Here is an 18176-nt window from a genome sequence, read left to right as displayed (position 1 = left end):
TGGCAGTCTCGGTCTTCAAGACTGCAACGCGGTTCGCCGCGTCGACCGATCCAGTCCGCTTCGCATCGCCCACCGCGGACGCTCGCCGGCCTGGCGACGATGCACTTTTCTCAACCACCCGAGGGGAACCCCATCCCCTGCGGGATGCGTGCTCCCCGACCCACCAAGGAGCACGGCATGTCTGAACCTTCCGCATCTTCCTCTGCAACCGCAGTGCGCAGTGGTGCGCTGGCGCTGACCTGGACCGGCAAGCGTTTGCCGCTACAGGTGCTGCGCAGCGCGGCCGGCCACTACATCGGCACACAAGACGACGAAGGACCGGTATCGCGGGAGTCCGTCGAGTATTTCCCGACCCACCTCGCAGCACAGCGCGCCCTGGATACCCATGCCTGGACACAGCGCGCTCACCCCTGATTCCCACCCTTCAAGGAGTTCTCTCATGAATCTGTCTTTACCCGAAGACGTGCTCGATCAGATGGCGCTGGAACAGGCGCACTTCGACGCTGCACCGCAGGCCTTCTTCGAGGCCTGGAAGCGCGGCGCGCAGATCGCCGGCCACGAGTGGTTCGGCGACGGCACACGCGAAGGTCTGCAGCGTGCCACCACCAAGTGGGACCTGCGGCCCAACATGCTGATGCTCAACGACGCCCTGGGCGTGCTGAGCAGCGGTCAACGCATGTTCCTGTCCGCGATGGTGAGCTTCTACAACTCCCGCGAGGGCGGCGCGATGCTCAAGCGTTGCGGCTTCGAGGGGCTGTCCGACTTCGGCGGCCTCGATCTGGAACGGCGCCAGGTCATCGCTGACCTCACGCTGCACTACAACGGCTGGTGAGCCGCGCCTGGCAACCCACCGTCTTTTCATCCCACCCCACGAGGGACATGCGTCCTCGTTCGGGGCCATGTCCCTCCTTCTTTTCGCAGGAGCGGCCATGTCCCGAATCACCATCTTCCACTGACCTGCACCGCCCGCCACCAGGGCGGCCCGACGCCGCGGCCGGCTGACCGGTTGCCACTTCATCCACTCGCTGGGGTTCAATCCCCGGCAGGGGATTGCCTCGGCCATCCTCTGCTGGAGGAATCCCATGTCCCATTCCAACAATCCCTTCGCCCGCGGCTACGATGGCCTGTCCGTGCAGCGGCTGCTGGCGATTTCCTACGACGACGACTGCCCGCTGAGCTACCTGCCGCTGCACGTCTCGCAGTCGCACCTGCCGGACAGCCAGGTCGAGCGCCATGCCTGCGTCTTCTGCGACGACTTCGCGCTGATCACCGAGGGCCAGAACGTGCCGCCCGAGCTGGACGCGCAGTGCCCCAGCCACGGTATCGCCCGAAACCTCGTCTACGCCGTCATGGCCGAAGAAGCCGGCCAGCCGCTGCACGTCGGCGATACCTACTCCGAGGAAGCCGCGCGCGAGGTGGTACGCCGCCTGCGCTTCGAGACCGGGTTCTACAGCCGTGCCTGGGAAATCAGTTCGGCGCACATCACCGAGGAGGCCGGTCGCTTCCTCGCCGAACTGGCGGACATCGCCACGCCGAGCGGTTTTCTGTTCGTGGCCTTCCGCATTCCCTACAGCCCGGCGGTCGGCGTGAAGCTGGTCGCCACGCCCTGGACGGATGCGAACCTGCAGCATGTCGAGGGCATCACCGCCGAAGAGCTGCGGCAGGAGCACCGGGCCAAGGGCGTGCCGGAGTCCCTCGTGGAAGTGTTGCACCTGGCTGCGCTCGCCGACGTTCGCATGTTGGTGTTCGATGCCGACGCGCCAGTGCTGGACGGGCTGACGCTCTACGACGACGAGTAACCCGCAACCCATTCGAGCCCCCACGTCGGGGCTCTTCTTTTTCGCGGAACGCGGTGCCGGCGCATTGCCGATTCCCAACGGACGGTCGCCGCCATGTGCCGCACGCTGGCCGCATGTTCGCTGGCGTTGCCGGCAGCATGCCCAGGCAGTCGAGACCTTCAAGACTGCGGCGCGGTTCGCCGTGCTGGTTGCTTCGTTCTCCGGGCGCACCCGCGTCCATCCACCTCACCCTCAAGGGACAGACCTCCCTTGCGGGCGGGAGTCCCTTGGTTGCCACAAGGAGTCTCCCCATGGATACCCAAGCCATCCGCGCACAGATGCCGACGCTCGTTGTCGGTCATGTGCCTTCCAACGTCCGTTCGTTCAAATTCAACATCTTCGACGGCCAGCCCAAGGTTTCGACGCTGGGCTTTCACATCGACCCGAAGCCTTTCGAGGGCAAGGTCATCGCCACCACCGACGAGGCCATCGTCGTCAAGACGGGACGAGCCGAGTTCGCGGTGCTCGATCGCACGCTCGTGACCGAAGTGCCCGACGAGGGCGCCAAGGTGCAGGTCGAACCCTATGTCAGACGCCGCTTCGACGGTCAGCGGGCGGACACGCCCGAGGAGCAGACCGAGTTCACCGCCGACGGCCAGCCCTACACGGTGAAGCGGTTCGTGCTCGGGTCCGCACCGGCGAAGCTGCCGATCCCCGAGCCGCGCTGCCCCGAGCTGCAGGAACTGGTCGACCAACTGGAGCAGTTGCCCGCTCCCGACGGTTTCCGGCGCGTCACCCACATGCTGGTGGATGCCGGCGCGCGGGACATCACCTGGGTCGATCCGCTGCCCGCCGACATCATCCGCACGCCGCCGGCCATCGGCTTCACCGTCGCCACGACGAAGTTCCAGGGTCGCGTCACCGTGCTGTATGAGCGTGGCCTCGACCTCTACGCGGTGGAGCTGCACCGCGACGGCGAGCTGGTCGAACGGGTCGATGAGGTGTTCTTCGACACCCTCGGCGAGACGCTGGAACGGCTGATCGACGACGGGAGTTGGCGGCGCATCCGCGTGCAGTGCCTGTCGTGTCGTAAGGCTATCCGGCACTGATCTCACAGCAGCTTCCCGCCCTCGCGGCGGGAAGCCTCTTTTCCTGCCCCCTGGAGATCACACCCATGACTGTTCGATTCAAAGGCACGGAGCTGCGGCCCGTGCTCGCCGAAGCGGTGGCGAATCAATGCCGCGTCATCCTGGTCAAGGATCAGGGCGTGTACTTCCTGGCCGAGTGCGGCGAGCGCCGACCCGATGGTCGCCAGAAGACCATCGCCTATGCCGCTGGCTGCAACCCGGATGTCGATGCCTTCGATGACTGGTGGGAGCTGGCGCGCGCCGAGTTCGGTGGCGACGACTTCGGCGAGTTCTTCGATCCGCAGGAGGGCGTGTTTGCGCGCATCCTGCGCAGCGAGGACGACCTCGACGTGTCCGCCTCCGCGACACACCTATCGCTGCAGGCGGTTCCTCCCACGCCCAGCGGTAACTGACCGCCCATCCCTGGCCCCCGCTCCGGGGGCCTCTTTCTTCCCGGCAATGCGGACAGCCGCGAGTGCCGATTGCCGCTCGCCTGCGCGCCGTCCTGGCGCCACGCTTCCGGCCATGTTCCGCTGACGTCCGTCAGCGACATGCCCAGGCAGCCACGATCTTCAAGGCTGCGACGCGGTTCCGACCGCGTTGATCACTCCAGTTCGCACCGGCATCCATGCGCGAACGGCCATCGGTTCTCGATGGCGATGCCTCCAAGCTGTTCCATCAACCCACGCGGGGGTTCCACACCTTCCCCGCCTTGGGTCGGGTGTGTCTCCGCCTCATTGTTCCCAGGAGATTCACCATGACCACTTCCACCGAAAAGTCCTACTTCGATCTGCACATCACCGGCCTCGGGTATCTCAATCGCATCCGCGAAGTGAAGCCCAAGAAGGGCGATGCGTTCCTGGCCTGCGACATCGCGGCTCTGAACGGTCCCAGCGACGACGTCTCGTATGTGCGTTTCGACACGCGCGTATCGGGTTCGGAAGCGCAGCACCTGGTGCGCCGCTGCATTCAGGCGGTCGACGCCGAGAAGAAGGTGATGATCGGCTTCCGCTTGGGCGACCTGTGGACCGACACCTTCACCTACTCCAAGGGGAAGCGTGCCGGCGAGCAGGGTGTGAGCCTCAAGGCCCGCCTGCTGTTCGTCAGTTGGATCAAGGTCGACGGCAAGCTCGTCTACAAGGCCGAACCCAAGCTGACCGAGACCGACGAGCGGGACCCGGAAGTCCCTGTGACGTCCGACGCGCCCGCCGCGCAGCAAGCCTCGGCACTGGAGCCTTCCAAGCCCGTCGCCGATGCTGCCGACGACGCTGCCGATGCCCCCGCATTGGCCGTTGCCGAGTCGTTCTGATCCGCAAGGCCCCATCCCCGGGGCCTTGTCTTCTCTTCGTCCGCAGGAGACCTTCATGATCACCATTCCCGGCCAACTGGCCATCAAGACCATCCACGGCAGGAACGGCGACTTCAACGTCGGCCGCCTGGCGACCTCGATCGGCGAGTTCGTCGTGAAGAACGCCGAACTCGATCAGTACCGCGAGGGCAAGTATGACGGTGATTTCGTCATCGCCGAGATCCGTCCCTCCACGTACAACGCCAACGGTCGCATGGTCATCGAAATCCGCGCCCATCTGGGCGGGATGACGCTGTCCAACATCGACGCCCTGAGCCGCGACGAAGTCCGCCGGCTGAGTCCGCAGGAAGTCGATCCGATCGACGAGGAAGCGCAGACGCCCGCGCCGGCCGCGCCCAAGGTGCCGGCCAAGCCGAAGTCCCGCAACCCGCGCGATCCCCTGGTCGACACCACGCCGTTCGGCAGCGAGCCGGCCGCCGCATTCTCCGAGGCCTCGGCCGAGGCGGACGACGCGGCGCTGTTCGGTGCGCTCTGGCCGCTGGGCGAGATCGTCAAGCTCGACGCCACCGTCGATCGCCGCGTCCTGCGTCAGCAGCGCGACCGTCTTGGTGCATTGGGCTACGAGTTCGCTCCGCTGTCCCAGGACTGGCATCTCGCCCAAGGCTGATTCCAACCGCCGCGTCAGCGGCGTTCCACCACCCGCCGGGGCTCATCCCCGGTGGGGCGGGGCTCCGGTCTCTTATCCAAGGAGATCATAATGCAACTCGCGTCCCGCTTCGCCCATCGCTCCCCGGTGCTGCGGTCGAATCACCCGTTGTCGGATGACCAGATCCGCACCGTCGCACCCTCCATCTTCGCGGACACCCCGCACGAAAGCCGATCCGAGCGGTACAGCTACATCCCAACGGCGGCTGTGCTGACCGAACTGCGCAAGGAGGGCTTCCAGCCATTCATGGTGTGCCAGACCCGCGTGCGCCAGGAGGACCGCCGCGACTACACCAAGCACATGCTGCGCCTTCGCCACGCAAGTCAGATCAACGGCGCCGAGGTGAACGAGATCATCCTGCTCAACTCGCACGACGGCACCAGCAGCTACCAGATGCTGGCCGGCATGTTCCGCTTCGTCTGCCAGAACGGTCTGGTGTGCGGCGACACTTTCGCCGACGTGCGCGTACCCCACAAGGGCAATGTCACCGACCACGTGATCGAGGGTGCCTACGAGGTGCTGCATGGATTCGAGCAGGTGCAGGATTCTCGCGACGCCATGCGTGCCATCACGCTCGACGATGGCGAGGCCGAGATCTTCGCCAGATCGGCCCTGGTCCTCAAGTACGACGAACCTGGCAAGACCCTGCCGATCACGGAAAGCCAGGTCCTGCACCCCCGTCGCTTCGACGACAACCTTGCGGACCTGTGGTCCACGTTCAACCGGGTCCAGGAGAACATCGTCAAAGGCGGCCTGACTGGCCGCAGTGCCAACGGGCGCCAGCAGCGCACCCGGCATGTCCAGGGCATCGACCAGAACGTCCGGCTCAACCGGGCACTCTGGCTGCTCGCGGAAGGCCTGCGCAAGCTGAAAGCCTGACCCCCAAGCGGATCGTGCCCGTCGCGGCAAGATCCGCTCGTTTTCTTTGCCGATTTGCGGGGTGGGCTCACGGTCTCAAAACGACCCCGACCTGCCGTTCGAGCATTTCCAGACCGGACGTTCGCCGATAGAGCCAACGTCGTGGAAGCGGCCGTTGGATCGTCTCAGGACGATGCAGGCATTTAAGCGGCAGGTTCGAAAGCGGCCCACGGGATAACATCGAACGGCCCGCGCCCCGAAGGGATCAGCATGAACTAATCTTCTCTGGCGAGCGACGGCTGCGCAGGACAGGCTCGCAGGGATCATTGTGCCGCATGCATGACCAAGCGATCGCGCCATGGGTGATTGCCGCCTATGCGCGGTGCCAACGCAGCACCGCCTGTGCGCCGTAGACCAGAAGGCAACGCAGATCGGGATAATGTTTGTTTCATCCAACGGTGCTGCCCGCGAGGCAGCCGAAGCTCAGAAGAAATAATGGACGCACTCGACACACTCTTTGCGCATTTCAAACCCACGGCACGGATGTCGTTCAGCGGTGCTGTGTGCGGCATGCTCGCCGATGGACACGACGATGGGCTGGGTCATCTGCACTTGCTGCGGGCCGGCCGCATTACGGTCCAGCCGCACGCTTCGCGGGCCTTGCATCTGGCCGAGCCTGGCGCCGTCCTGGTGCCGCGCTCCTTACCTCACACGTTGACCGCCGACGAGGGCAACGACGCCACACTGGTATGCGCCACAGTCGAGATCGGCGCGCACGCCGGCGCGCCGCTGGCGCTGGCGTTGCCTGCAGTGATTGCAATGCCCTTTTCGACCCTGCCACAGTTGCGACCTGCGCTCGAGTTACTTTTCAGTGAGTTCGATGGCGCCAACTGTGGTCGGCAGACCGCATTGGATCGGTTGCTTGAATACATCTTCATTTGCCTGATCCGTCATCAGATTGATGCGGGGGTCGTCCGCCAAGGCTTGCTGGCCGGCCTGGCCGATCCGCACCTTTCACGCAGCCTTGCTGGCATGCACGAGAATCCGCAACGCCACTGGACCTTGGAGACACTGGCCGAGGAGGCGAATCTGTCACGTGCACGTTTTGCCGAGCATTTCCATCAGATCATGGGCTTGCCGCCGATAAGTTATCTCGCGGCCTTGCGCATGAGTGTGGCGCAGGAACTCCTGCTCCGCGGCCGGCCCGCTAAGGTGGCTGCCACGCGGGCCGGATACTCCAGCGCTGCGGCCTTTACGCGAGCGTTCGTTCGCAGCGTGGGGCAATCTCCCACTCAGTGGCTGGCCGCGCGTGCTCAATCGTAGCCGCGTGGCGCCACCCGTCGCGCTCGCGGGTCGGTGGCGTATACCCACGACCAGCGCGATACGTTCTCGGTGCGCCGCAATCGCTAGTCCGGGTGGAAACGGCTGCCCGAGTTGCGCACGTTAGGGCGCTGCCGCGCGGTCGTAACCCAGCACTCGAAAAAAGCGGCACTGCCCTCCGATGGCAGGCGCGTTCTCAACTCGCGGCTGGCGTTCAATCCGATCACGAAGGGTCGCGCCAAAAAAACATTCGAGACAGCAGTTTGTCCTTCAATACGAAGGCATGGAACAAGGCTGCTGCAACATGGATACCCAACAGAACCAGAAAACCAGCGATGAGCATCCTGTGCCAGTGGAACAACAGGTAGGACAGGCCGCTCTCCGGGCGGGAGACAAGGTTGTACACGGGCACCAAGGCAAATGCTTCCTCCAGGCGGCCTTCGAGCATCCGCGCCAGCCAGGGTGCGAGCGGAATCAGCAGCGCGATGTTCAACAGCAGCGCATGCCAGAAGCCAACCCAGCCCTGTCGGAAGCAGTCGCGCCGCAACCAGAGCCACACGATCGCCAGCATGCCCACCATCAGCCCGGCCCCGCGATGCAGTGCAAAAAGCCCGTCCCGTGTCAGTATGCGCGGCGGCGAGCTGAAATCGAACGCCTCCAACCCGGTGAGCAGAGCAGTAAGCATCAAGCCGATGATGAGCAGGTGCCCCAAACGTGCGGCAATCGGCTTGATGGTTTTCGACCTCTCCGGCATCGCTCCAAAGTCGTTCATTCCCAATCGCATTTCACTGCGAGAACAGCGGGGTCCTGTCCCCGATGTCCGGTGGGCGTTCATGTTGTCGAACGGTTGTGCTCGACCGGGCGCCGCTGCAGCTTCCAGTTGGGTCGCACAAAGTGGCAGGTGTAGCCGCCGGGGTTGCGCAACAGATAGTCCTGGTGCTCGGGCTCTGCCTGCCAGAATTCACCGGCAGGCCGCACCTCGGTTACCACCTTGCCAGGCCACAAGCCGGACGCCTCGACATCGGCGATGGTGTCGATGGCGATCTCGCGCTGGACCTCGCTGGTGTAGTAGATGCCGGAGCGATACGACGCGCCACGGTCGTTGCCCTGCCGGTTGGTCGTGGTGGGATCGTGGATCTGGAAGAAGAATTCCAGGAGGTCGCGGTAGCTCAGTTTGCGCGGATCGAACACCACTTCGATCGCCTCGGCGTGACTGCCATGATTGCGATAGGTGGCGTTGGGAACGTCACCGCCGCTATAACCCACGCGCGTGCCCGTTACGCCGGGCAGCTTGCGGATCAGATCCTGCATGCCCCAGAAGCACCCTCCCGCAAGGATCGCAGTTTCGGTCGTATTCATGGTGAACTCCAATTACTTCAATGTCGCAAGGTAGGCGACGATCGCATCGCGTTCGTCGGTCGCGGCGACGCCCTTGAAGAAGCGCCCCATCAGGTTGCCGGGGATGAATCCACGTGTATCGGCCAGATGCTTGACGAGATTCCCGGGTGACCAGACCACGCCAGAGTTACGTAATGCATCGGAGTATTGATAACCCGGTGCGCTTCCGGCCGTGCGCCCCATCACCCCGAACAGCGATGGCCCGGTGCCATGCTCGTTGGCAGTGGCCGAGTGGCAGGCGGTACAGGTCTGCATGAACAGTTGCTTGCCCATGGCCACCTTTGGCTGCTCGTCCGTCATTTGCGCGCCGCTGGTCGTGGCCTTGACGCGATGCCCTTCGTCCGGTTTCAGACCTCCGCTGCGCGCGGCCTCGGGGGTGAACTGCAGCGCCTTTTCGCCGAGCGCTGGATAGGCGTAGACGTAGATCCAGTCCATCGCTTTGGCCGGAACGTGACATTGGAGGCAGTCGGTCTTGTAGTTTGTGGCGATTTGCTTTGAGCGATCCTTCGGATCGAACTGTGCCCAGCCCCAGCCATCACCCCACAACGGGTTGGCTGGGAAGCGCCCCTTAACGTCCTTGACCATGACGAACCAGGTTTTTCCATGAGCGCCCCAGAAGGCCTTCCCGGTCGTATGGGCAGATCCGATGGCCTCGAGCACCTCCTTGATGATCACGGCCCCGTCGGGGAACGCGCCGCTACGGCGGTAATGCGCCACGTCTTCGGGGCGCGCATAGACGACGTGCGTGTCGGCCACACCATCGGCTCCGGCCACCGCCCAGGAGCCGATGTGCACGTAGCCGCTGGGGAAATGCGCGGGGAAGGTGATGTTGCCACCGGCGTCGACGAGGGAGCTGAAGGATGCCTCCTCCCCTCGCCGAGCCGATGAATCCGCGGCTGCGGCCGTCGCCGCCACGATGGTGGCCCCGAATAGGACGTAACGAACGCAGCTTTGCATCATCACTTTCTCCTAGGTCGTAGCGCGTTTAACGAGGAAGCGGATTCAGGATCGGCTTGTAGAGCTTGACGTACACCATGTCTTCATCGGCGTTCGCCATGTGGCAACCTGCGCACTCCCCGACCGGGCGCAGCGACGCCGCCTTCAGGTAGGGCGGTGCGCTGTGGTTGAAGTTGAAGTAGCCCCAGTTCTTGGTTTCGGCGAAGCGCTTGCTGTCCTTGACGGACACGTCCAGGCCGTTGACGGGGCCCGGGAAGTAACCCCGGCCCGAGGGCTCAAAGCGCGAACCGTCCGGGAACTCGGCCGGTCCGTCGACCAACTGCAGCTCCTTGACCATCATGGTCCCTTCGGGCCACTTGCCGGTTGCGCGGTAGGCCTTGAACGCCGACGGTTGCACGTACACGTTATGGAACTCAGGGAAGTTGGCCTTGCCGTTGTTCAGCCCGTGCGGCGTCAGCGGCGCGCCGATGAACACCCACTGGCGGAAATCCACTGGCTGCACCAGCTCCCCCTTGGCATTGAATTCCGGCGCGTATTCGATCTGCGGATAGGCGGAGTTTTTCGGCTTCGCAGCGTCTGCGCCCACGGCAGATCCTGCCGTGAGCGCGGAAAGCGCCACGATGCTGCAGGCCAATGCCTTCGCGGGTGTCGATGCCGTGATCCGATGTCCGAATATTGTTGTCATGGGTGTCATGGTCATTCCTTTCCTTCTCTGTGTTGGTCGTCCCGCGGCGCCCGGCGTGCGCAGTTGCGTCTCGGGTGAGGTAATACTAGCACTTGCAACTGGTTCAATTGTCTCGAATGCTTTGCCGTTCGTCTCGAGCCAGCCCGTGGTGACGAACGCCCACACCGTGCATACCCATACGAGGTAATCGCATTTAAGACAACCAGCGGTTCCGATCAGACTATTGATCAAACCAAACAGACCATTGGTTCCTGTCGCGTCCTAGACTGCAACGAACCTCTCTCTTGTCCAAAGCGTAGATCCGAAACGGGAGCTCTGTTGCATATGGATTCGACGATTCTTGACCTCGCGGCCGCCCTCGGTTGGGGGCTGGTATCCGTCGCTGGCCTTGCGGTGGGCGCCTTTATCGGCTTGTACGGGAGTCTGAAGCATCGGTCCGTGGCGGCGACCATGGCGGTGGCAGCCGGCCTGCTGCTGGCGGCGGCCACGGTGGAGTTGGCCGCGAATGCCATCGAGATTGCGCCGTCCGCCGCCGCCGGGCTATTGGCCTTGCTCGTCGGCGCCGTGGCATTCAGCTGCGCCAATGCCGCCTTGGCGGCGCGCGGCGCGGCAGACCGGAAGCGCTGCGGGGAGTGTGTCGCCCAGCCCCAGGAGGCGCTCGCGCCGGGCAGCGGGCTCGCCATCGCACTCGGCACGGCGATGGATGCCATACCCGAAGCGCTGGTGCTTGGCCTGACGCTGAAAAGCGTTGGGCCGCAGATGGTGCTGATCACTGCCATCTCGCTGGGCAATCTACCCGAAGCGTTGTCGGGCTCGGCGGGGATGCTCGCGGCAGGTCGAAAGCCGGGCTGGATCCTGTCGGTGTGGGGTGCCGTGGCCATCGCGACGGTGGCGCTTACGGGCATGGGCTTCGTTCTGGCCGGCAGCATTTCACCCGGCATGTCGGCCGTCCTGGAGTTGTTCGGCGCCGGCGCACTGATCGCGATGGTGACCGAGACGATCATCCCCGAGGCCGTGCATGGCACGCCGCGATTTGCCGGCACCGTTGCCGCCGTTGGTTTCGGCGCCCTGCTGCTGGTCGGTCAGTTGGCCCATTGAGGGTGACGCATTGCATCCGGCGAGTGGTTTTTTTTGGAGAGATCGACATGCACCATTGGACTGACGTTATTTCACGCGCCCAGCTGGGCAATCCCGCGCCCGACCGGCGCATCGAGAAGACACCCGACGAGTGGCGCAAACAACTCACGGCCGAACAGTTCCGCGTCACTCGCCTAGCCGGCACCGAGCGTGCCTTCAGCTCAGCCATGTGCAGCCTGTTCGAGCCCGGACGCTACCGCTGCGTATGCTGCGGCACGGAGTTGTTTGACGCTGCGAACAAGTTCCAATCGGGCAGCGGCTGGCCCTCGTTCACGCAGCCGCTGAGCGATAATGTCGTTGCCTATTTCTCCGACGGCAGTCATGGCATGCAGCGCATCGAGACCCGCTGCAACGTCTGTGCCGCGCATTTGGGTCACGTGTTTCCGGACGGACCACCGCCCAGCCGGTTACGGTACTGCATCAATGCGGTCGCGCTGGAGAAGGAGAAATGAAGCGGCCTGTGCGCAAGTTCGGGATCGCGGGGCAACTCGCCCCGGCCTGGTCGGCGCAGCGCTGGGTGGATGCCCAGGGACGGCCGCGTGCGCCGCTGACCCTGTCCGATCTGAGCGGACGATGGAAAATTCTGTTCTGCTTTCAGAGTTGGTGTCCGGGTTGCCACTCGCACGGCGCGCCGACGATGCGGGCGCTGGTGCAGGGCCTGGCCGGACAAGACAGCGTCGCGTTGCTGGCCGTGCAAACCGTGTTCGAAGGCTTCGAGGTCAACACCTACGACGCGATGCTCGGTTTTCAGGCCGAGCATCGCCTGGCCATTCCCTTCGCGCATGACCCCGGCGATGCCGCTACCGGCCTGAGGTCGGATATTCTGATGCGCTACCGCACTGGCGGCACGCCATGGTTCATCGTGATCGACCCGCAGGATCGGGTAGTGTTCAACGACTTCCACGTTGACGCCGACGGCCTCGTGCGGCAGGTGGCAGCGGCGCCGGGGGTGGATTCAGCCAGTGGGGAGGGGCCGCTCGCTTGAACCGGTGCGGCGCACGTTGATGAGAAGTCTGCGCGAATTGATAGCGGCCGAGCCCCAGCCCGGCCGCATCGAGGCCATCGTGCTGCGTCCGGCACGCGGAGTGGCTGCGGTCGCCGTGGACGAGGCAGAGTTGGTCGAGGGGCGGGGGCTGCTGGGCGACCGGCACGCCGCGCGCGCCGCCCTGGGCGCCAGCGGGCAGGCGCGCACTCTGACGCTGATCCAGGCCGAGCACTTGCCGCTGCTGGCGCGCTGGACGGGGGGCGAGCGGATCGATCCCGTGTTGTTGCGGCGAAATCTTGTCGTCTCGGGCCTCAACCTGCTGGGCCTGCGGTCGCCATTTGCCGATCAACCGCGGTTGTGGCGGATCGGACCAACGGCGGTCATCGAAGTGAGCGGCCCGTGCGAGCCGTGTTCGCGCATGGAAGACGTGCTCGGCCCGGGCGGGTACAACGCGATGCGCGGTCACGGCGGCGTGTACGCGCGTGTCGTGAAGGGAGGGCTATTGCGTCTGGGCGATCTGTTGCAGGCACTGGGTGGATGACATGCCTGTCTCAGCCAATCAAGACCATCACTATCCCTGTGCCAGCGCTGCTCCGGGCCGAGCAGGCGCCTCATTTCGCGGCGGTCGCGGCTTTCCGCGAGCACCGCGACTGCACAGATCCTCAACGCAATTTCGTGTCTCGCAGGGTGACCACGTGGTTGAACACTGCGGTCCTTGCGCGGTGCTCGTGCCGGTCGCTCACGAAGTAGCCGAACCGCTCAAACTGCATACGGACGTCCTTGGCGCCGAAGGAGTCAAACGTTGAGCGGAGATCCGCGGTTTCCTTGCCTTCTGGAAAGGGGGGCGGATCGTCGACTGAGTCGTCTGTCACCCCATTGACAGTGAGGAGGACCGTGTTTTGTTTGCCTTGAGCGCCATCGCCATCGCCGTCGCCTTTGCTGTCGGTTTCGCTTTTAAGCGGGCTGGTCTGTGCACCTATGCGGCGGCGGAAGACATCGTCCAGCACCGCGATCCGGGCCGTCTGCTGGTGTTTGTCGGCGCCATCGCCTGGGCGGCATTGGTGGTGGTGCCCCTGAACTGGCTGTTTCCTAGGCTATTTGCCCTGTCGGACAGCCACGGCCTATGGCTCACCGCGCTGCTGGGCGGCTTAGTGATGGGTCTGGGCGCCCATCTGAACCGGGGCTGTATTTTCGGCACCTTCGTCCAGCTGGTGAGCGGCAACCTGACCTACCTGGGGACCCTGGCCGGCATATCCCTTGGGGTGATCCTGGTGGATCAGCTGCCGGGTCTGGTGGCGCCCGCTCTGGACCGGACTTCCGCCCTGGTCGGCCCCGGTGTCGTGGCCGCCCTGTGGCTAACCCCACTGGGGCTGTTCGCTCTGGCAATACTGGTGCGTCCCGCGCTGATTGAGCGGCTGCGGGCGCGCTCCAAGACGGCGGTCGCGATGGTGTTGGTGGCCGGGATTGGAGGCGGCATGCTGTACGCCGCGGTGGCCGGCTGGGACTACACCAGCGTGGTGACCGGGGCCACCCGAGCTGCGCTGGATGCCAGGGTGTCGGGGCTTACGCTGTTGGCCGCCTCATGCACCCTGGCACAGATCGTCGGCGGGGTTGTCGCGGCGCTCAGCGACGGTAGTTTCCGGTTGCAGTGGCCGCGCTCGCGGCCGTTGATCGGCAGCATCCTGGGGGGCACGCTAATGGGCGGCGCGGCCGCAATGGTCCCTGGCGGCAACGACGGCATGTTGCTGACCGGCATCCCCAGCCTGGCGCCCCACTCGATCATCTCCTTCAGTTTCATGGTCATCGCCATGCTTGCGCTGGTTTACCTGCTGCACAGACGGCCGGTGAAGCAAACACAACCGGAGTAAAAGATGCGCTAACAAGTCACCTTCAGGAACATCCGCTTCAACGCAGACATCTCCTCCTTTCACGAGCCCTTTGTCCTGTGACCGACGTGACCAGACAGATACCGTCATATCACCTGCTCGCGCGGCTGTTGCACTGGATCATCGCCCCCGTTGAAGTTCTGGCGAACGCGAACTGGTGATCGGCCGTCGTTCGCATGGATATTTGATCTTGTATCGCTATGTCCCCAGGATTCATACGGTGTTCGTGCTGGTGATACGCCGCCAGAGCGAGGCCGGCTACTCCGAGCGAGATTCGGCCGGGTAAAGCTCTTACTACCGTATTGCAGAACTGACTTTTGTGGTGGTTAGTCTGAACGCTCCGGACGTCGGGTTCAGGGTCGGCTTTATGTCATTCTCGCTACCGCATTCTTCCATACGGCTACGTCTCTTGATGGCTAGACCGAGAGCTCGGGTAGGCGATGGCCAACGTTTGCAGCGCTCGGAAGGCTGCCCCTTGCCTGCGAAAAATCGAGTAGCCAGGCGAATGGCGGCTTACGGGTGCGCCGTCCACTCAAGGTCGGCTTTGGGGAAAAATCGCCACCGGCAGGACATGGCCGTTATGGATAGCTGTTCATAACGGCCATTATGCGCAGATCCCAGTTATGAACAGTTTCGGTGCGGGCCGCGTCATCGCGCGAGCGCAGCGGTGCTGCGCGATGCCTGCGGCCTGCACATAACTACAGGGTCTTGAGGAACTCGACCAGCGAGTCAGGCGCCTTGTAGCGCCGGATCGCGGCGTCTGGTTCCTGCAGTCTCCCCAGTGCCTGCTCCTTCATCGCCAGGTCAGCCTCGACGTATTGGTGAGTTGTCGTCGGGCTCTCGTGTCCCAGCCACAGCGCGATGACGCTGATGTCCACGCCGGCCTGCAAGAGGTGCATGGCCGTCGTGTGGCGGATGATGTGCGGGGAGATGCGGCGCGTGGCAAGCTGCGGCTGCGCTGCGGTCGCGGCCTTGACGGCGAGGGCGAGGCGCTGAGTGACGTTCCCACGCGTCATCGCCTGGTCATCGCGGTTGGGCAACAGCGCCGATGTCGGTTGCAACTGCGGATTGAGCCGCAGCCACGCCCTGATCTGCCGCACCGTCGAGCGCCACAACGGCACCGTGCGTTGCTTGCGCCCCTTGCCGTGCAGGTGCACACAGGCGGCACCATCGAGCACCACGTCGGCCAGCGTCACACCGATGATCTCGGAGACCCGGGCGCCGGTGTTGTAGAGCATCCTGAGCAGCAGATGGTCGCGCTGGCTCGTCCACGAGTCGTCCGGCTCGCTGATGATCGCCAGCATTTCCTCACGCGACAGGAAGCCCAGCATCGGCCGCTCGAAGCGCTTCATCGGCACGCCCAGCGACTTCTCGACGGCATGCAGCGCGCTCACGTCGCGCCGACCGGCAAATTTCAGGAACGCCCGCAACGCCGCGAGTCGAGCGTTCTGTCGGCGCCGGTCCAATATTGATCAGGTGTACCGGTTGAATTTTGACCAGGGGCGATAGCTGCTCGTCATTGCTGCAGCTGTGGATAAGTGTATCGGATTCGCGGTCCTGTTTGCCCTCCTGTGTGCTTGCTGTCGAGCGAGGGAGAGGCGACGCGGGGGAATCTGCGAAGGGCGTAGCCCGAAGCAGATTCCCCCGCGTCGCGCCGGCTCAGAACGGGTCAGCCTCGTCGCTATCAGACGCTGAAACCCGCTTGCTCTTCTCCCTCGACTGGATGCGGGACTTGGCGGCCGCGCTGCTGTGCTGGAAGCGCCACGACTCGTTACCGGTCTCCACGATGTGGCAGTGATGCGTCAGCCGGTCCAGCAGCGCCGTCGTCATCTTGGCGTCGCCGAACACGCTGGCCCATTCCCCGAAGGTCAGATTGGTCGTGATCATCACGCTGGTGTGTTCGTAGAGCTTGGAGAGCAGGTGGAAGAGCAAGGCGCCGCCGGCTTGGCTGAAGGGGAGATAGCCCAGCTCATCGAGGATGACCAGGTCCATGCTGCGCAGCGACAGCGCAAGCCGCCCGGCTTTGCCAGCGGCCTTCTCCTGTTCGAGCGCATTGACCAGATCGACTGTCGAGTAAAAGCGCACTCGCCGGCCATGACGCGTAATCCCTGAGACGCCCAGCGCCGTTGCCAGATGGGTCTTGCCCGTGCCCGGCCCGCCGATGAAGACGACGTTGTGCGCCTGGTCGGTAAACGACAGATCGGCCAGTGCTGTGATGAGCTTGCGCTCAACGCACGACTGCCCGAAGTCGAAACCCGCCAGATCCCGATGAACGGGGAAGCGGGCGGCCGACATCTGGTAGCGGACCGAGCGCATGGCGCGGTCGGTGGATTCGGCCTCCAACAAGCGCTCGATGAGCCAGCGCGCGCTCTGGAGCCCGACGTCACCGCCATTGGCGCTCAACTCGGCCCAGGTGCTGGCCATGCCATATAGACGCAAGGCTTTCAGTTCGGCGCCGAGCTCACGCATGATCAGCCTCCTGGGTACGCAGGCGGTCGTAGCGACCGGTGTCGGCCACCGGCGCCTCCTTGACCTGCAGCGTGGTCGGCACCGATTCGGGCAACGGCGCCTGGTTGAGCCGGGCGATGACATTGAGCACATGCTCCACACTGACCACGCCCGATTCGAGCACCAACTCGACGGCGACGAGCACCGTGTCGAGCCCGGCCTTGGGCACCACCGCGAGCATCTGGCTCATCACCCGGTCACCGCCTTCGCGCCGCAGCAGCAGGCGTTGCAGCCGCACCAGCGGCTCGGGCATCTCGGCAAACGGCGCCCCGTTCCTCAACACCCCGGGCTTGCGCTCCACCAGCGGCAGGTAGTGGCGCCAGTCGTAGCGGGTTTGCCCCCGCTCGAACAGGCGCGGGTGACTTGCCATCACGACCTCGTCGAACACGATCTCGATGCGCTCCGGATAGAACCGCTTGCTGATCAGCTTGCCCGCCAGCTCGCACGGCACCGAGTAGTGGTTGCGGGCGGCCGTCACCAGACAGGTGCTCGACACGCGGCCCGGCTCTTCGACATACCCATCGAATGCAGACACCATCGGCATCAGGTGCGGTTGCTCGTGTTCGAGCATCTCGGCCACCGACAACGCGTACTCGGGATGACGCACTTCCTGCCACAGGGCCTGGCAACGGGCCAGCAGCCAGGCGTTCAGCTCAGCAAAGCTGCCAAAGCGCAACGTGCCGGCCTCCAGCCAGATCCGCCGCCGGCTGTCCTGCACGTTCTTCTCGACGACACCTTTCTCCCATCCCGAGGCGACGTTGCAGAAGTCCGGATCGAACAGGTAGTGCGAGCACAGCGCCGAGAAGCGTGCATTGACCACCCGGCCCTTACCCTTCTTGACCTTGTCGACCGCCGTCTTCATGTTGTCGTAGATGCCGCGCCGGGGAATCCCGCCCAGCGCCTGGAAACTGCGTGTGTGGGCGTCGAACAGCATCTCGTGACTTTGGCTCGGGTAGGCGATCAGCACGAAGGCTCGGCTCGCACACAACTTCAGGTGCGCCACCAGAAGCTTCCGCCAGACCCCGCCGATCACCAGCCGCTCTTCGCTCCAGTCGAACTGGAACGCTTCGCCCAGCTCGAACCTCAGCGGCACAAAGGCGCGCGTCGGCGCGTTCGCGCCCGCCTGCACACGCCAGTGGCGGATGAAATCGGTCAGGACCGTGTAACCGCCGGCATAGCCCTGCGATTTCAGTTCCGCGTAAAGCGCCTTCGCCGTACGCCGGTCGCGCTTCGGGCGCCGCGCATCGGCTTCCAGCGCCTGCAACAGCGCACCGTGGAAGGGGTCCAACTTGCCCGGTGCTTGCACGCGCCGATAACGCGGCTCAACGGCCTCAGGGGCCGTCAGCCACTTCTTCACCGTGTTGCGCGACAGCCCCGTGCGCCGCGCAATCTCCGAACGGGACAGCCCGTCCCGGTAATGCATCCGTCTGACCTTCCCCAACAGTTCCATGGTGATCACCTCATGTCCTCTGCCTCAAAATGAGGCAGAGAGGTTAAACACCCTGGTCAGTCTTCAGCCGGA

The 18176-nt window shown here is 64.4% G+C and carries 21 protein-coding genes; 14 read left to right on the top strand and 7 right to left on the bottom strand.

The window, feature by feature from the left end; translation table 11 throughout:
- Nucleotides 1-177: 177 nt before the first annotated feature.
- From GH664_RS05835 to GH664_RS05795, 9 genes are all read left to right on the top strand, one after another.
- A complete protein-coding gene (locus GH664_RS05835; RefSeq protein WP_016446173.1) occupies nt 178-414 on the top strand; it encodes a hypothetical protein in 237 nt (78 codons plus the stop codon).
- Between the two features lie 25 nt (nt 415-439).
- Entirely contained in the window at nt 440-832 is a 393-nt protein-coding gene (locus tag GH664_RS05830) for a hypothetical protein (RefSeq protein ID WP_003141051.1), read from the top strand.
- Nucleotides 833-1082: 250 nt separating this feature from the next.
- Nucleotides 1083-1799: a hypothetical protein gene (locus GH664_RS05825; protein ID WP_016851998.1), complete on the top strand. Its 717-nt coding sequence runs from the start codon at nt 1083-1085 to the stop codon at nt 1797-1799.
- A gap of 290 nt (nt 1800-2089) precedes the next feature.
- Nucleotides 2090-2887: a hypothetical protein gene (locus GH664_RS05820; protein WP_003141039.1), complete on the top strand. Its 798-nt coding sequence runs from the start codon at nt 2090-2092 to the stop codon at nt 2885-2887.
- A 65-nt stretch (nt 2888-2952) separates the two neighbouring features.
- On the top strand, nt 2953-3318 hold the full coding sequence (locus GH664_RS05815; protein ID WP_010792167.1) for a DUF3085 domain-containing protein: 366 nt from the start codon (nt 2953-2955) through the stop codon (nt 3316-3318).
- Nucleotides 3319-3662: 344 nt separating this feature from the next.
- Nucleotides 3663-4214 (top strand): STY4534 family ICE replication protein, encoded by a 552-nt coding sequence (locus tag GH664_RS05810; RefSeq protein ID WP_153167128.1) that lies wholly within the window; start codon nt 3663-3665, stop codon nt 4212-4214.
- A gap of 55 nt (nt 4215-4269) precedes the next feature.
- Nucleotides 4270-4881, top strand: a complete 612-nt coding sequence (locus GH664_RS05805; protein WP_034050582.1) for a DUF3275 family protein — start codon at nt 4270-4272, stop codon at nt 4879-4881.
- A gap of 90 nt (nt 4882-4971) precedes the next feature.
- Nucleotides 4972-5799 (top strand): DUF932 domain-containing protein, encoded by an 828-nt coding sequence (locus GH664_RS05800; protein WP_034050584.1) that lies wholly within the window; start codon nt 4972-4974, stop codon nt 5797-5799.
- Nucleotides 5800-6273: 474 nt separating this feature from the next.
- Nucleotides 6274-7101, top strand: coding sequence for an AraC family transcriptional regulator (locus GH664_RS05795; RefSeq protein ID WP_034050586.1), 828 nt, complete (start codon nt 6274-6276; stop codon nt 7099-7101).
- Between the two features lie 220 nt (nt 7102-7321).
- On the opposite strand, the gene GH664_RS05790 is transcribed toward GH664_RS05795, so the two are convergent.
- Genes GH664_RS05790 through GH664_RS05775 form a run of 4 tightly spaced genes read right to left on the bottom strand, consistent with a single transcriptional unit; the run spans nt 7322 to nt 10303 of the window.
- Nucleotides 7322-7870 carry a cytochrome b/b6 domain-containing protein gene (locus GH664_RS05790; protein WP_052157185.1) on the bottom strand — a complete coding sequence of 183 codons (549 nt, stop codon included), beginning with the start codon at nt 7868-7870 and terminating at the stop codon, nt 7322-7324.
- Between the two features lie 59 nt (nt 7871-7929).
- On the bottom strand, nt 7930-8457 hold the full coding sequence (msrA, locus tag GH664_RS05785; protein WP_034050588.1) for a peptide-methionine (S)-S-oxide reductase MsrA: 528 nt from the start codon (nt 8455-8457) through the stop codon (nt 7930-7932).
- Nucleotides 8458-8469: 12 nt separating this feature from the next.
- Nucleotides 8470-9456 carry a cytochrome P460 family protein gene (locus GH664_RS05780; protein WP_052157187.1) on the bottom strand — a complete coding sequence of 329 codons (987 nt, stop codon included), beginning with the start codon at nt 9454-9456 and terminating at the stop codon, nt 8470-8472.
- Nucleotides 9457-9481: 25 nt separating this feature from the next.
- Nucleotides 9482-10303 (bottom strand): cytochrome P460 family protein, encoded by an 822-nt coding sequence (locus GH664_RS05775; protein WP_228111398.1) that lies wholly within the window; start codon nt 10301-10303, stop codon nt 9482-9484.
- 159 nt (nt 10304-10462) lie between these two features.
- Here GH664_RS05775 and GH664_RS05770 point away from each other — a divergent pair, with 159 nt between their 5' ends.
- From GH664_RS05770 to GH664_RS05750, 5 genes are all read left to right on the top strand, one after another.
- On the top strand, nt 10463-11236 hold the full coding sequence (locus GH664_RS05770; protein ID WP_052157190.1) for a hypothetical protein: 774 nt from the start codon (nt 10463-10465) through the stop codon (nt 11234-11236).
- 47 nt (nt 11237-11283) lie between these two features.
- Complete coding sequence (gene msrB, locus GH664_RS05765; protein WP_034050592.1) at nt 11284-11727, top strand: peptide-methionine (R)-S-oxide reductase MsrB; 444 nt, start codon at nt 11284-11286, stop codon at nt 11725-11727.
- Nucleotides 11724-12260 carry a peroxiredoxin gene (locus GH664_RS05760; RefSeq protein WP_079390103.1) on the top strand — a complete coding sequence of 179 codons (537 nt, stop codon included), beginning with the start codon at nt 11724-11726 and terminating at the stop codon, nt 12258-12260. Before msrB ends, GH664_RS05760 begins: the two co-directional genes overlap by 4 nt.
- A 19-nt stretch (nt 12261-12279) precedes the next feature.
- Nucleotides 12280-12801, top strand: a complete 522-nt coding sequence (locus GH664_RS05755; RefSeq protein ID WP_034050667.1) for an MOSC domain-containing protein — start codon at nt 12280-12282, stop codon at nt 12799-12801.
- Between the two features lie 367 nt (nt 12802-13168).
- Nucleotides 13169-14128 (top strand): YeeE/YedE thiosulfate transporter family protein, encoded by a 960-nt coding sequence (locus GH664_RS05750; protein ID WP_194270331.1) that lies wholly within the window; start codon nt 13169-13171, stop codon nt 14126-14128.
- Nucleotides 14129-14844: 716 nt separating this feature from the next.
- Here GH664_RS05750 and GH664_RS05745 read toward each other — a convergent pair.
- The 3 genes from GH664_RS05745 to istA form a co-directional block, all read right to left on the bottom strand.
- Nucleotides 14845-15540: a tyrosine-type recombinase/integrase gene (locus tag GH664_RS05745; RefSeq protein ID WP_202965131.1), complete on the bottom strand. Its 696-nt coding sequence runs from the start codon at nt 15538-15540 to the stop codon at nt 14845-14847.
- 265 nt (nt 15541-15805) lie between these two features.
- Complete coding sequence (istB, locus tag GH664_RS05740) at nt 15806-16615, bottom strand: IS21-like element helper ATPase IstB (RefSeq protein ID WP_034050595.1); 810 nt, start codon at nt 16613-16615, stop codon at nt 15806-15808.
- Complete coding sequence (istA, locus tag GH664_RS05735) at nt 16608-18104, bottom strand: IS21 family transposase (protein ID WP_079390106.1); 1497 nt, start codon at nt 18102-18104, stop codon at nt 16608-16610. Before istA ends, istB begins: the two co-directional genes overlap by 8 nt.
- Nucleotides 18105-18176 lie beyond the last annotated feature (72 nt).

It is taken from the genome of Thauera sp. 2A1, assembly GCF_009469595.2.
In the GTDB taxonomy this organism is placed as follows: Bacteria; Pseudomonadota; Gammaproteobacteria; order Burkholderiales; family Rhodocyclaceae; genus Thauera.
The sequence above is the reverse complement of the archived record's forward strand: the minus strand, read 5'-3'. Positions and strand labels throughout refer to the sequence as shown.